14 protein-coding genes are annotated in these 14223 nt (G+C 54.5%); 12 read left to right on the top strand and 2 right to left on the bottom strand.

What is annotated here, in order from left to right:
- The first annotated feature begins 12 nt into the window (after positions 1-12).
- The 7 genes from aroB to RAC90_RS15500 all read left to right on the top strand — a co-directional run bounded on the left by aroB (position 13) and on the right by RAC90_RS15500 (position 7207).
- Complete coding sequence (gene aroB / locus RAC90_RS15530) at positions 13-1101, top strand: 3-dehydroquinate synthase (RefSeq protein ID WP_054632975.1); 1089 nt, start codon at positions 13-15, stop codon at positions 1099-1101.
- 71 nt (positions 1102-1172) lie between these two features.
- The gene (locus RAC90_RS15525; RefSeq protein ID WP_033741569.1) at positions 1173-2228 is read left to right on the top strand and encodes an SPOR domain-containing protein; all 1056 of its coding nucleotides are present in this window, start codon (positions 1173-1175) and stop codon (positions 2226-2228) included.
- A gap of 96 nt (positions 2229-2324) precedes the next feature.
- Complete coding sequence (gene dam / locus RAC90_RS15520) at positions 2325-3137, top strand: adenine-specific DNA-methyltransferase (protein WP_006120998.1); 813 nt, start codon at positions 2325-2327, stop codon at positions 3135-3137.
- A 66-nt stretch (positions 3138-3203) separates the two neighbouring features.
- Positions 3204-3887: a ribulose-phosphate 3-epimerase gene (rpe, locus tag RAC90_RS15515; protein WP_006120997.1), complete on the top strand. Its 684-nt coding sequence runs from the start codon at positions 3204-3206 to the stop codon at positions 3885-3887.
- Positions 3871-4548, top strand: coding sequence for a phosphoglycolate phosphatase (locus RAC90_RS15510; RefSeq protein WP_006120996.1), 678 nt, complete (start codon positions 3871-3873; stop codon positions 4546-4548). Before rpe ends, RAC90_RS15510 begins: the two co-directional genes overlap by 17 nt.
- A 17-nt stretch (positions 4549-4565) precedes the next feature.
- Entirely contained in the window at positions 4566-5570 is a 1005-nt protein-coding gene (gene trpS, locus RAC90_RS15505; protein WP_033741566.1) for a tryptophan--tRNA ligase, read from the top strand.
- A gap of 353 nt (positions 5571-5923) precedes the next feature.
- Entirely contained in the window at positions 5924-7207 is a 1284-nt protein-coding gene (locus RAC90_RS15500; RefSeq protein ID WP_205950827.1) for a cytosine deaminase, read from the top strand.
- Between the two features lie 36 nt (positions 7208-7243).
- Here RAC90_RS15500 and tsgA read toward each other — a convergent pair whose 3' ends face one another.
- A complete protein-coding gene (gene tsgA / locus RAC90_RS15495; protein ID WP_375124522.1) occupies positions 7244-8422 on the bottom strand; it encodes an MFS transporter in 1179 nt (392 codons plus the stop codon).
- A 259-nt stretch (positions 8423-8681) separates the two neighbouring features.
- Between tsgA and ppiA the strand changes: the two genes are divergently transcribed.
- The 5 genes from ppiA (at position 8682) to RAC90_RS15470 (ending at position 12138) form a co-directional block, all read left to right on the top strand.
- Positions 8682-9254, top strand: a complete 573-nt coding sequence (ppiA, locus tag RAC90_RS15490; RefSeq protein WP_033741562.1) for a peptidylprolyl isomerase A — start codon at positions 8682-8684, stop codon at positions 9252-9254.
- 78 nt (positions 9255-9332) lie between these two features.
- Positions 9333-9503 carry a YhfG family protein gene (locus tag RAC90_RS15485; RefSeq protein WP_006120991.1) on the top strand — a complete coding sequence of 57 codons (171 nt, stop codon included), beginning with the start codon at positions 9333-9335 and terminating at the stop codon, positions 9501-9503.
- Positions 9493-10092, top strand: coding sequence for a putative adenosine monophosphate-protein transferase Fic (locus RAC90_RS15480; RefSeq protein WP_006120990.1), 600 nt, complete (start codon positions 9493-9495; stop codon positions 10090-10092). Before RAC90_RS15485 ends, RAC90_RS15480 begins: the two co-directional genes overlap by 11 nt.
- Positions 10093-10253: 161 nt before the next feature.
- Positions 10254-10829, top strand: coding sequence for an aminodeoxychorismate synthase component II (locus RAC90_RS15475; RefSeq protein WP_006122311.1), 576 nt, complete (start codon positions 10254-10256; stop codon positions 10827-10829).
- Positions 10830-10917: 88 nt separating this feature from the next.
- Positions 10918-12138: an aspartate aminotransferase family protein gene (locus RAC90_RS15470; protein WP_054632978.1), complete on the top strand. Its 1221-nt coding sequence runs from the start codon at positions 10918-10920 to the stop codon at positions 12136-12138.
- 1 nt (position 12139) lies between these two features.
- Here the strand turns inward: RAC90_RS15470 and RAC90_RS15465 are convergent, their stop codons facing one another.
- A complete protein-coding gene (locus RAC90_RS15465; protein WP_033741557.1) occupies positions 12140-14215 on the bottom strand; it encodes a YccS/YhfK family putative transporter in 2076 nt (691 codons plus the stop codon).
- Positions 14216-14223: the final 8 nt, after the last annotated feature.

Here is a 14223-nt window from a genome sequence, read left to right as displayed (position 1 = left end):
GTATCGAGCATCATGGAGAAGATCACCGTTTCATTGGGGGAACGCAGTTACCCCATCACTATCGCCGCCGGACTGTTTAATGATCCGGCTTCTTTTTGGCCGTTAAAAGCGGGTGATAATGCCATGCTGGTCACGAACGAGACGCTGGCACCGCTTTACCTGGATAAGGTCACGGCGCGGCTAAAGGCGGCGGGAGTGAAGACGGATCAGGTGATTTTGCCCGACGGTGAGCAGCACAAAACGCTGGCGGTGATGGATCAGGTTTTTACCGCCCTCCTGCAAAAGCCCCACGGGCGCGATACCACGCTGGTGGCGCTGGGTGGGGGCGTGATTGGCGATCTTACCGGTTTTGCTGCGGCAAGCTATCAACGTGGTGTGCGGTTCATTCAGGTGCCGACCACGCTGCTGTCTCAGGTTGACTCGTCGGTTGGCGGAAAAACGGCGGTTAACCATCCTCTTGGCAAAAACATGATAGGTGCGTTTTACCAGCCCGCTTCGGTCGTGATTGATACGGAATGTCTCCGGTCACTGCCTCCGCGTGAGCTGGCGTCCGGTCTGGCTGAAGTGATTAAATACGGCATCATTCTGGACGGTGAATTCTTTCACTGGCTTGAGCAAAATCTTGACCGCCTTCTGGCGCTGGATGAAGCCGCGCTGGCCTGGTGCATCCGTCGTTGCTGTGAGCTGAAAGCCGAGGTTGTCGCCGCGGATGAGCGTGAAAACGGTCAGCGCGCATTACTGAATCTGGGTCATACTTTTGGCCATGCCATTGAAGCGCATATGGGCTATGGCAACTGGTTGCATGGTGAAGCGATTGCCGCTGGTATGGTAATGGCGGCGCGAACCGCGCAACGTCTTGGTCAGTTCAGCGAGCAGGATTGCGAACGCGTTATCGCGTTACTGCAGCGCGCCGGTTTGCCGGTACACGGCCCGGTTGAGATGCAGGCCGAAGACTATTTGCCCCATATGATGCGCGATAAAAAAGTGCTGGCGGGCGAATTACGTCTGATACTGCCTTTGGCGATAGGCCGCGCTGAAGTGCGTGGTGGCGTGGCTCATGATATGGTGATGGCGGCAATTAATGACTGCCAGAAATCTTGATATTCAGCAGGTAAGTGGTGACGCGACGCGCGGGTGCGCAGTGCGAACGGCCGCTTTACGGAGGAGGCAAAATGGATGAGTTCAAACCGGATGATGAGTTAAAACCTGACGCCAGTGACCGTCGTCCCTCGCGCCCACGTAAATCGTCCTCTGCGACGAAAGCTCCGGTCTCGCGCCAGCACGTCATGATGGGCGTCGGTATCCTTGTGTTGCTGCTGCTCGTGCTGGGCATTGGCTCAGCGCTCAACGGCGCTGACGACAGCAAATCCGCGTCGTCCTCTACTGACAAAGGCACCGCCACCAGCGGGGCCGCAGGATCGGGCAACGGAAAAAATATTGATCTCAGCGGCTCCACCGCCATGAGCGGCGGTCAGAACGCCACGGGAACAGCACAGCCTTCCACCGGCACTCCGAATGCAGCAGGAGCGGAACCGGCAGCGGGGGCGACAAATGCGCCACGTGATATTTCCATGCCACCGGTTGCATCCACACCCACGCAGGCAGCCCCGGTTGAAACCCCGGCTAATCAGCAACGCATTACATTACCCGGCGACCTGAACAGCGCATTGACCAACCAGCAACAGCAGGTGGATGGCGCCGCACAGGGTGCAGAAGGCAGCAGTTCTCTGCCGACCGCACCCGCTACGGTGAGTGGGAAAGCAGGTGCAGCGGCGAGTCTTCCCGCTACAGGTCGTCAAAACGCCGCGCAGGCACCCGTCACGCCGCGTCATACGCGTGAGCCTGCCAGAACGGCGTCTAAACCCGCAGCCAGCGAGCATAAAACCCACACAACGCCAGCGCACTCCTCCGTGAATAACGCGCCGGCAAAAGCGGCGGGCAGTAGCGCTACGGCCAGCAAATCAGTACCGGGCGGCAACTACACGTTGCAGTTGAGCGGCGCATCTAAAGCGGAAAGCCTGAATGCCTGGGCGAAGAAGCAAAACCTGAGTGCGTACCATGTGTATAAAACCACGCGCAATGGTCAACCCTGGTATGTGCTGGTCAGTGGTTCTTACGCCACGCCGGCCGACGCAAAGCGTGCCGTTGCGACATTGCCTGCAGAGGTACGTGCACAGAATCCCTGGGTGAAACCGGTCAGTCAGGTCAGGAAAGAAGCCAGTCAATAAGTGATGTGGGGCCTGCCCATGCGGGCCCTGTTTTAAGCGCAGATCTGCTGTCGGTTCAACCACAGCCTCACAATAAGATGTAATTACCACGACAGCATGAAAAAAAATCGCGCTTTTTTGAAATGGGCGGGGGGAAAATTTCCCTTAGTCGAAGAGATCCACCGTCATTTGCCGCAAGGTGATTGCCTGATCGAACCCTTCGTTGGCGCGGGCTCCGTGTTTCTTAACACCGATTTTGATCGCTATCATCTGGCCGACATCAACAACGATCTCATCAATCTCTACAATATTGTCAAAACGCGCACGGCGGATTTTATTCGCGATGCGCGTTTACTGTTTACCAGCGAAACAAACAGCGAAATCCGTTATTACCAACTGCGCACGGAGTTTAACCTCAGTCATGACGCTTATCAGCGTGCGCTGCTGTTCCTCTATCTGAATCGCCACTGCTACAACGGCCTGTGCCGCTACAATCTGCGTGGTGAGTTCAATGTGCCGTTTGGGCGCTATCGTAAACCTTACTTCCCGGAAGCCGAGCTGCTCTGGTTTGCCGAACGGGCGCAAAAGGCGACGTTTGTCTGTGAATCCTACGATGTTACCCTGAACAATGCCCAAAAAGGCTCTGTGGTATATTGTGATCCGCCGTACGCGCCGCTGTCCGCAACGGCTAACTTCACGGCTTACCACACCAACAGTTTTAGCCTGCATGAGCAGCAGCATCTGGCGCAACTGGCCGCAAAGCTGGCGTCTGAGAGTCAAATTCCGGTCCTGATTTCTAACCATGATACGGAACTGACGCGTTGCTGGTATCAGGATGCCGTGTTACATGTGGTCAAAGTCCGGCGTTCTATTAGCCGAAGCATAACCGGTCGCACCAAGGTCGACGAACTGCTGGCACTCTATAGCTAGTCTGTTTCGTCCGCGACCAGGGTACTACGCCAGCCATCATGCTGGCGCACAACAGTGGAGAATCGGATGAAACAATATTTGCTGGCCCCTTCCATCCTTTCGGCAGACTTTGCTCGCCTGGGTGAAGACACCGCGAAGGCACTGGCGGCCGGAGGCGACGTGGTTCACTTCGACGTAATGGACAACCACTACGTGCCGAATCTGACAATGGGACCGATGGTGTTGAAAGCGCTGCGTGACTATGGCATCACAGCCCCGATCGATGTGCATCTCATGGTGAAGCCAGTGGACGCGTTAATCCCCGAGTTTGCCAAGGCTGGCGCGACCTACATCACGTTCCACCCCGAAGCGAGCGAGCACGTTGACCGCACGCTGCAGTTAATCAAAGAGCACGGTTGCAAAGCAGGCCTGGTCTTTAATCCTGCCACTCCGCTCAGCTACCTCGACTATGTGATGGATAAACTGGACATCATTTTGCTGATGTCGGTGAACCCCGGCTTTGGTGGTCAGTCATTTATCCCCGGCACGCTCGACAAGCTTCGTGAAGCGCGTAAGCGGATTGATCAGAGCGGCTACAGCATTCGCCTTGAAGTCGACGGTGGTGTGAAGATTGATAACATTGCGCAAATCGCGGCAGCGGGTGCAGATATGTTCGTTGCCGGTTCGGCCATCTTTGGCCATCCGGATTACAAGAAAGTGATCGACGACATGCGGAACGAGCTGGAGAAAGCGAATGGCTCATTTCACTGATATTCGTGGGCTGGCCTTTGACCTGGATGGTACGCTGGTCGACAGCGCGCCGGGGCTGGCGGATGCGATCGATTTGACGCTGGCAGACCTGGCGTTGCCTGCTGCTGGCGTGGCGCGCGTATCAACGTGGATTGGGAATGGTGCCGACGTTATGATGTGCCGTGCGCTGACCTGGGCGCTCGGGCGCGAGCCACACCCGGACGAGCAGCGTGATGCGCGTGTGCTGTTTGACAAACATTATGCCAGCACGGTGGAGGCGGGCAGTACCCTGTTTCCTCAGGTCAAAGAGACGCTGACACGGTTACAGGCCACAGGCATGCCGATGGCGATTGTGACCAATAAGCCGACGCCGTTTGTCGCGCCGCTGCTGCAATCGCTGGGAATCGACCAGGCGTTTTCGTTGATCATTGGTGGCGATGATGTGGTGGTTAAAAAACCGCATCCTGCCGCGATTTTTCTGGTGTTGGGTAAATGGGGGCTGCTGCCCTCACAACTGCTGTTTGTCGGGGATTCACGCAATGATATTCTGGCCGCGCAGTCTGCCGGCGTACCCAATGTCGGCATGACGTTTGGCTATAACTATGGTGAACCCATTGCCAGCAGCCAGCCCGATCTGACCCTTGACTCTTTTGACGAACTTTTGCCCGCTATCGGGCTGTAATTTATCAGGACATAAGCATGAGCAAACCCATCGTTTTCAGCGGCGCACAGCCGTCCGGCGAACTGACCATTGGCAACTATATGGGTGCGCTGCGTCAGTGGGTGCAGATGCAGGACGATTTCCACTGCATTTACTGTATCGTCGATCTGCACGCCATCACCGTGCGTCAGGATCCGGTTGCACTGCGTAAAGCCACCTTAGATACGCTGGCGCTCTATCTGGCCTGCGGCATCGATCCCGAGAAGAGCACCATCTTTGTTCAGTCGCATGTGCCGGAGCACACGCAACTCAGCTGGATTCTGAACTGCTACACCTATTTCGGTGAGCTGAGCCGCATGACCCAGTTCAAAGACAAATCCTCACGCTATGAAGAAAACATCAACGCGGGTTTGTTCAGTTATCCGGTGCTGATGGCTGCCGACATTCTGCTTTACCAGACCGCGCAGGTACCGGTGGGTGAAGATCAGAAACAGCATCTTGAGCTGAGCCGTGATATTGCGAGCCGGTTCAATGCGTTGTATGGCGATATCTTCAAGGTGCCGGAGCCATTCATTCCAAAATCAGGCGCACGCGTGATGTCGCTGCTGGAACCGACGAAAAAGATGTCTAAGTCGGATGATAACCGCAACAATGTGATCGGCCTGCTTGAAGATCCCAAATCGGTGGTTAAAAAGATTAAGCGTGCGATGACCGACTCTGAAGAGCCGCCGGTTATCCGTTATGACATTAAAGAGAAAGCGGGCGTCTCGAATCTGCTGGACATCCTGTCAGGCGTAACCGGTACGCCGGTGACCGCGCTGGAGCAGGCGTTCGAAGGCAAAATGTACGGGCACCTGAAAGGCGCGGTCGCAGAAGCCGTATCGGGCATGCTGACAGACCTGCAGGAACGTTATCATCGCTTCCGCAACGACGAGGCGTTGCTGGAAAAGGTGATGCGTGACGGTGCACAGAAAGCCCGTGCCCAGGCGCAGGAAACCCTGAAAAAAGTCTATGAAGCGGTCGGATTTGTTTCTCAACCCTGATCGGTAACGTTGTAAGTCAAACGGCGAGCGAAGGCTCGCCGTTTTGATTTTCCCCCCGGCGTAATGGGCGGCGCAGGCTGACCACGCTGCCGACAAAGGAAAATGACGGCCAGGTACCACGCGCAAACGGAGCGGAACGTGTGCCAACCCTTCTTGCGTTTCGCTTTCGGTAATCATGTCATCTTATTCGTCCCCGACCTTTTGCTCCCGCGCCTGACCTGTCCGCAGAGGCAGGGCGCCGGTTCGGCCTCGTACGCGCTAAGTGATTTAAATAACGAATAAAGTCATCTGGAGCAGGGCAGAGAGATCGTGTTAGCTTTACTTCGCAGCGCTTAACGCATGAGGAGCCCGGAATGACAACAGCACCACTTCGCTGGATAAACAATCTGCGTTTGCCCACCCGGGAAGGGCTGTGGCAGATAGAGATCGTGGAAGGAAAAATCGCCCGCATCACGGCGCAGCCTCAGCAGCTGTCAGCCGAGGGCGCAGCACTCGATGCGGAAGGCGGCCTGGCGTACGCGCCTTTTATTGAGCCTCATATTCACCTGGATACCACCCAAACGGCGGGTGAACCGGCCTGGAATCAGTCCGGCACGCTGTTTGAAGGTATTGAGCGCTGGGCAGAGCGGAAAGCCTTATTAAGTCATGAGGATGTAAAACGGCGCGCGATGCAAACGCTGAAATGGCAGATCGCGAATGGCATACAGTTTGTGCGCACGCATGTGGATGTGTCCGATCCGACGTTAACCGCCCTCAAGGCTATGCTGGAACTGAAAGCGGAGATGGCACCCTGGATCACGATTCAAATCGTGGCGTTCCCGCAGGAAGGCATTCTGTCTTACCCTAATGGCGAAGCGCTACTTGAAGAAGCGCTGCGACTCGGCGCGGATGTCGTCGGCGCGATTCCCCATTTTGAGTTCACGCGGGAGTACGGCGTGGAATCCCTGCATAAAGCGTTCGCGCTGGCCAACCGTTACGACAGGCTAGTGGACGTGCACTGTGACGAAATTGACGATGAGCAGTCACGCTTCGTCGAAACCGTTGCCGCGCTGGCACACCGTGACGGGATGGGTGCGCGCGTCACGGCAAGCCATACCACAGCGATGCACTCGTATAACGGGGCTTATACTTCTCGTCTGTTTCGCTTACTGAAGCTCTCCGGCATCAACTTTGTTGCCAATCCCCTGGTGAATATTCACCTACAGGGTCGCTTTGACAGCTATCCCAAACGCCGCGGCATTACCCGGGTGAAAGAGCTGCTGGAGGCGGAGATTAACGTCTGTTTTGGCCATGACGACGTGTTCGATCCCTGGTATCCGCTGGGTACAGGCAATATGCTTCAGGTGCTGCATATGGGATTACATGTGTGTCAGCTGATGGGGTACGAGCAAATTAATGCCGGGCTCGATCTGATTACACGCAACAGTGCCAACACGCTGAATTTAGCAGAGTACGGTATTCAGCGCGGCCATGAAGCCAGTTTTATCATTCTGCCCGCAGAAAACGGTTTTGATGCGGTCAGGCGGCAGGTGCCGGTGCGTTATTCGCTTCGGCGTGGAAAGGTCATCGCGGCGACGCAGCCCGCAGAGAGCAAAATCTGTCTGGAAACGTGGGAAGCGGTGACCTTCAGGCGTTGAAGCAAAGGGCGGCGCGTTGCCGCCGCCCTGAGAGGATTAATGCGTGATATGACCGTGCGAGCGGTGTTTGGTCACCAGGCCCAGCAACGCACACATGATAAACACCACGGCGTACAGGCCATTTGCCGTTAGCAGCGCGCTGTGCACGCCGCTGTTTTTCACAATGGGTGACGTAACGACGAAGGTCAGCATGGTACCCACGGTGCCACAGGTCAGAATAAAGTTAACCAGCTTGGGAGACGCGACTTTGGTTTGTAGAGAGCCGAGCGTAATGATGGTGGTATAGATCGCGCTTGAGCTGAAGCCCAGCGTCAGAATAATCCACCGCAACATGCTTGTATCCTGGCTGCTTACGAACCAGTACATCAGCACCGTGGCCAGTCCTGCCAGTACCATCAGAATACGTTGCAGATCGAAGAAGCGCAGCAGGAAGCTGAATACCCACATGCCGACCATATAAGCGGTCCAGAAGCTTCCTACCAGTTGACCGGCATCATCAATATTCATGCCCATCACTTTGGTGGCATATTCAGGCACCCAGGAAATAAAGCCGAGCTGGCCAAGAATGTAGCATAAGGCGGCAATCGCCAGTAACAGTACGCCCAGTCCCCATTTTTCTTTTTCAACCGTTGGGCTGTTCTCTGGCTTACGCAGAACCGGAAACTCCACGAATAACGTCATGATAAAAATACCGACGTAAATGACGCCAATGCAGACGTAAACCCAGTACCACGGCAGATGACGTGCCAGTAAAATGCCGGCCAGAATCGGGAAAATGGTGCCAGCCATACTAAAGAAGGAGTCCGTGAACAGCAGGCGTGAACCCCGTTGGCGGCCTTCGTACATGTGGGTAATCAGGAACGTCCCAATCGACATGGTGATACCACTGACGACGCCCAGTACGAACATGCACAGCGAAAATACCGACAGATCCCGGCTGGTCATCAGTCCGATAACGGCTAATACCATCAGCACAAAGCCAAAAATCAACTGGCGCTTGAGCGGCACAATGACCATCAACCAGGCATTAAGGAAAACGGCAGCCAGGATGCCACTGTTCAGGAAAGTGAAGGTGTTACCCATACTGTCGATGGGAATCTGGAAATCTTTCGCGATATCACCCATTACCATACCGGTGACAATCACCAGGGCACCGGTGAGCGCATAGGAAAGAAAGCTAATCCAGGTAAGGCCGATACGATTACGATTTGTCATGTTCTGAACCTGTTGGGAAGCGGGAGCGTTGAAGCGGCAGAAATTGTAAACGGAACCGTGATCTTAATAAACTAAGAGTGAAAACTGTTGTCATTCATTTCATCAATACTGTGATTTTAGTCACGAAGCGGAAGCAATCTTTTTCAGGCGTTTTTGGGTGCGTTTAGCGTAAATATAGGTAAAACGCTGGCTCTTGTATTACATGCTCTTTACAATCAATATCGTTTTTGAGCTAGCTCTCCAAAGTAAGGAATTACTCATGTTTAAACGTACTTTGACAGCGGCAGTTGCCCTGTTAGCGCTCTCTTCTGTTTCTGCCTCAGCTTTAGCGGCCAAAGGTGATACGCATGTCCTGCTGACCACTTCTGCCGGTAACATCGAACTCGAACTGAATAATCAAAAAGCACCGATCTCCGTTAAAAACTTCGTTGATTACGTTAACAGTGGTTTTTACAACAACACGATTTTTCACCGCGTTATCCCGGGTTTTATGATTCAGGGCGGTGGCTTTACCAATGAAATGCAGCAAAAACAAACCAATGCGCCGATCAAAAATGAAGCGGATAATGGTCTGCGCAACCTGCGCGGCACCATCTCCATGGCGCGCACCTCCGACAAAGACAGCGCCACCAGCCAGTTCTTTCTGAACGTCGCTGACAACGCCTTTCTGGATCATGGTCAGCGCGATTTTGGCTACGCCGTCTTTGGTAAGATCGTGAAGGGCCAGGACGTCGTGGACAAAATCTCTCAGGTGCCAACCAAAGATGTCGGGCCTTACCAGAATGTTCCCGTCAAGCCGGTGGTCATTTTGTCGGCAAAAGTCCTGCCCTGATTGTCTTGATTGCCATCCCGTTTCCGGCAAAGGGAAAATTTGCTCTTATACTTAGGGCAAACCTGAGCAGGAGGCGGTATGGCAAATACACTCACAGACAAACAGAAGGCAGCGCTCTGGCGACAGCGGCGGAATGCCAGCTATCGGGCAAGCTGTCGGCTTGAAGGCTTTACCCTGACGGAACCGGAGGTTAAGGGTGAAGAGGCGGAAGCCCGTCTGGCCTCATTAAGGAGGCAATATGGCTGCTAATACTGCCGTCACGCAGGATCCCTACCTGTGGCAAAACGACACGGTCCTCAAAAATCGTCTCGATATTCATGATGAGGCACAGTTACGTAAAGCGGAACTGAGCTTTAGCGCCGCCCGGCTTGCCACGCTTGAACTGGGCCCACCCAAAATCGGCCTGCCTTACCTGTGTCACATTCACCGTACGCTGTTTCAGGATGTCTACAGTTGGGCCGGCGAACTCCGCACGCTGGACATCTGGCGCGACGAAACCCCTTTTTGTCACTTCGAATATATCGAAAAAGAGGGTAATGCACTCATGGCCGCGCTAGAAGAAGAGAACGGCCTGGCCGATCTGCCTTTAGCTGAGTTTGCGAAACGCGTCGCCTGGTATTATTGCGAAATCAATATGCTTCATCCTTTTCGCGAAGGTAATGGCCGGGCGCAGCGTATTTTCTTTGAGCAACTGGCCCTGCATGCAGGTTACCTGCTGGAATGGGAAAAACTGAATCCGGAAGAGTGGGTCAGCGCCAGTCAGGCCGGTGCGGCAGGGGATTTACAACCGCTGGAAGACGTCTTTGCCAGCATCGTCAGCGAAGCGCATCCTGTCTGAACCCCGTTCCCGCCAGGGAGGCGAGCGCGTCTCCCTGCGCCTGGTAGTCTGTTTTCCTCACATCACACTCACGTCACACCGCATGATAAGATACGGCTCTGGTCCTCATTCCGGATGCCGGGCCTTGTACGTATCCTTCTGATCTGCCTGAAATCATAACCATGCTGCTGCTTATTGATAATTACGATTCTTTCACCTGGAACCTGTACCAGTATTTTTGCCAACTGGGCGCGAACGTTCAGGTGGTAAGAAATGATGCCATCACTCTGGATGAAATGACGGCGTTGCCGTTAACCCACCTGGTGATTTCACCCGGCCCCTGTACGCCCGATCAGAGCGGGATCTCATTACAGGCCATTCGCCACTTCGCCGGTCGCCTGCCGGTGCTGGGCGTTTGTCTGGGGCATCAGGCCATCGCCCAGGTGTTCGGTGCGCAGGTTGTGCGTGCGCGCGAAGTCATGCACGGTAAGACGTCTGCTGTTCAGCATAACGGCTGTGGTGTATTTCGCGGTCTGAATCAACCGCTGACCGTAACGCGTTATCACTCGCTGATTGTGAAAGCCGATACGCTGCCTGATGAATTTGACGTCACCGCATGGAGTTTACGTGACGGTCAGCCCGACGAAATTATGGGCATCCGCCATAAAACGCTGGCACTGGAAGGCGTGCAGTTTCATCCTGAAAGTATCCTCAGCGAACAGGGACATCAACTGCTCGCTAATTTCCTGCAACAGTAAAGTTGTGTTTGCCTTTAAGTGATTTTTTATGCATATTTCATGATTATTATTTCATCATGAATCAACTCATCAGTTTGCGAGGTTGTCAATGGCAGCGGAAAACATTGCGGTAACACGGGAAACGTTCGATCAGGTTATTTTGCCTGTTTATGCACCTGCGCAGTTTGTACCGGTAAAAGGCAAAGGAAGCCGGGTGTGGGATCAGCAGGGTAAAGAGTATATCGACTTCTCGGGTGGGATTGCCGTCACCGCGCTGGGCCATTGTCACCCGGCGCTGATTGAAACTCTGAAGAAACAGGGCGAAACCCTGTGGCACACCAGCAATGTGTTCACCAATGAACCGGCTTTGCGCCTGGCCAGCAAACTGATTAACGCCACCTTCGCGGACAGAGTGTTTTTTGCCAACTCCGGCGCAGAAGCCAACGAGGCCGCGTTTAAGCTGGCGCGTTATTATGCCTGTAAACGTCATAGCCCGTTTAAAAGCAAAATTATTGCCTTCCATAATGCCTTTCATGGCCGGACGCTGTTTACGGTCACGGTAGGCGGCCAGCCAAAATATTCCGACGGTTTTGGCCCAAAACCCGCTGACATTGTGCATGTGCCATTCAACGATTTGGCGGCAGTGAAAGCCGTTATCGACGACCACACCTGTGCGATTGTCGTTGAGCCCATTCAGGGTGAAGGTGGCGTCATGCCGGCCACGCCAGAATTTATGCAGGGGCTGCGTGAGCTCTGCGATAAACATCAGGCGTTGCTGGTGCTGGATGAAGTTCAGAGCGGTATGGGGCGCAGCGGTAAGCTGTTTGCTTATGAGCACTACGGCGTCACGCCAGACATTCTGACTTCGGCGAAAGCGCTGGGCGGTGGTTTTCCTGTCAGCGCGATGCTGACCACTGAGGAGGTGGCGTCAACGATGGCTCCTGGCGTGCATGGCACCACCTATGGTGGCAATCCGCTGGCCTGTGCGATTGCTGAAACCGCGCTGGATCTGATCAATACGCCAGACGTGCTGAACGGCGTGGAATCCCGTCGCCAGCAGTTTGTCGAGGCACTCAAGGCGATTGATGCCCGTTACGATCTGTTTAGCGATATTCGCGGCAAAGGCTTACTGATCGGCGCGGCTCTGAAGCCGCAACATGCCGGAAAATCACGCGATATCCTCAATGCCGCCGCGGCTGAAGGCGTTATGGTGCTGGTGGCTGGTACGGATGTGATGCGTTTTGCCCCTTCACTGATTATTGAACCCGCCGATATTGAAGAAGGCATGGCGCGCTTTGCCAAAGCGGTCGGGAAAGTCCTGGCTGCCTGAGTTATTTTCGACCCAGACTGCGAATCAGCCAGCGACCATGATGCGGTCGCTGGTTCCACGCCAGCGATGAGATCGTGTGCATCACCTTAAGATGATCCAGAATGCGCCTGATGTGCTGCTCCAGTACTGTGACCGGTCCCTCGTTGATGTCTTCAATCCCCTGTAACAGATCGGTTTGCGAACTTTCGCCGTCATATTCAAGCCGCTGCTGGCAACGCTGCAGCGCAATTTCACACCATTGCAGATAGTGCTCCGCCAGCGTAGGCGGCAGCATGGTATGTTCGCGTGCCAGAATCGTCATGGCGTTGATGTGCTCAACGATAAACTGGCTGTGCGTGACCCATAAACGCATATCCTGTAAATAGCGTGCGTTAAACCCCGGCTCCTGCATCGCCTGATTTAGTGAGTTAAAGACTGCATTGTGGGCCTGATTAACGTTAACGCGCTGATAGGCGAGTACCTCGGGAGACTGTTCCGGACCAAGCAACATGCGTAACGCGTCCTGGAAAGCCTCAAGCACATCATGTGCGTTCTGTCGTAGCAGGGCACTTTGCCATTGCGGCCAAAGCCATAACGTTCCGCCAAACGCAATCAGGCAGCCCATCAGGGTATCCAGCAGGCGCGGCAGTAAGAATTGTGCGCCGTTAAGTGACAGAAGTTGCAGGGTATATACCGCGGTGACCGTGAACCCCACCATCGACCAGCCGTAAAACTGGCGGGTAAAGCGATAGCTGATAAAGGTAATCACCAGCATGATGCTCAACACCAGCGGTTCAGGGACATCCAGCCGCAGCGAGGCTGCCGCAATCACCAGCCCGGCAAAGGTGCCCAGCGCACGGTGCTGAATACGCACCCGTGTGGCGCTGTAGTTACTCTGGCTGACAAACATAATGGTCATCAGAATCCAGTAGGGTTTGGGAATCGAAAAGAACAGCGCCAGCCCGCTACCCAGCATCAGCATCACAGAAAAACGTCCGGCCGTGCGCAGGGCAGATGAGCGCAGCGAGAGATAGCTTCTGAGTGCGGGCAGAAGCGGTAAACGGCGCTGGCGATCCGCCATCAAATCACGCTGATAAAGGGGCTTTTGTGTACGCAGTACCCGTGCGATGCGGCTGAAGTGATAAAGGCAAAAATTTCCTACCGGATTGTCCGGGTGCTGACGGGCGATTTTTTCCAGTGCCCCCAGCTGCTTGTCCATATCAAAGCGACTGGACAGTTGGTGGTACAGGATGTTGTCTGCCAGCTCACGTAAACGGGCGGAAATGGTTTTCGCATTCCAGCGAATCACGGCCTCAGCATGGCTTTGTTCTACCAGTTTTTGCACTTCTTCTGGCTGATGCAGGCTGACAGAAATGTGTTCCTGTAAATCCAGTGCGACCTGAAAAGCGCGGGTCAGTCGCTTATGACTGTGATCGCGGCTGGCGGACAGCATATGCATCTGCTGATAACAGGTGTTGATGAGGTCGATTGCTTTTTGCTGCCGCGCCAGCAACGGTGGTAGCGCCTTCTCCGGATCGGTAAGTTGCGTCAACAAGGTGTACTTGGCGTCACAATAGTTCGCCAGTTCGCGGTAAATCAGACTCAGGCTTTCACGCATTGGCTGCTCTTTCCACAGCCAAAACCAGAACCAGTTAAACAGGCCATACCACAGCGTACCGCCGATGTAGAGCAGGGGCGGTACGTAAATGGGCATGCGGCCAATCAGGCTGGTGGTAAATATCGCTGCGATCAGTGTGGCAGGGAGTAACCGTGCGTGCAGTGGGCTGATTTCACCTGTCACGCCCAGCAGCAAAGGCAGGGCGAAAAGAATAAGCGGTAAGGGCACGTCTTTAAACAGAAGCCACTGCATCAGTAAGCTACCCAGGGCAAACAGGCTGCCGCCGACAATCAGGCGTTTAAAGAAGCGTTTGTGGGGTGTATCCAGACCGGCAATATTGCAGCAGGCAGGCACCAATGAGAACAGCAATCCTTTTTGCAGATCGCCAAACAGCCAGCCGAGCGCGACGGGGAGACACAACACCAGTGTCTGGCGCAGGGCATAGTTAACTTCAGGGTGATAAATTATTCTTCGCCACATCGGCTCAA

It is taken from the genome of Pantoea sp. CS_6, from assembly GCF_041954745.1.
Taxonomy (GTDB): Bacteria; Pseudomonadota; Gammaproteobacteria; order Enterobacterales; family Enterobacteriaceae; genus Pantoea; species Pantoea stewartii.
Note: the sequence above shows the minus strand (reverse complement) of the source record. Positions and strands in the feature narration are given on the sequence as shown.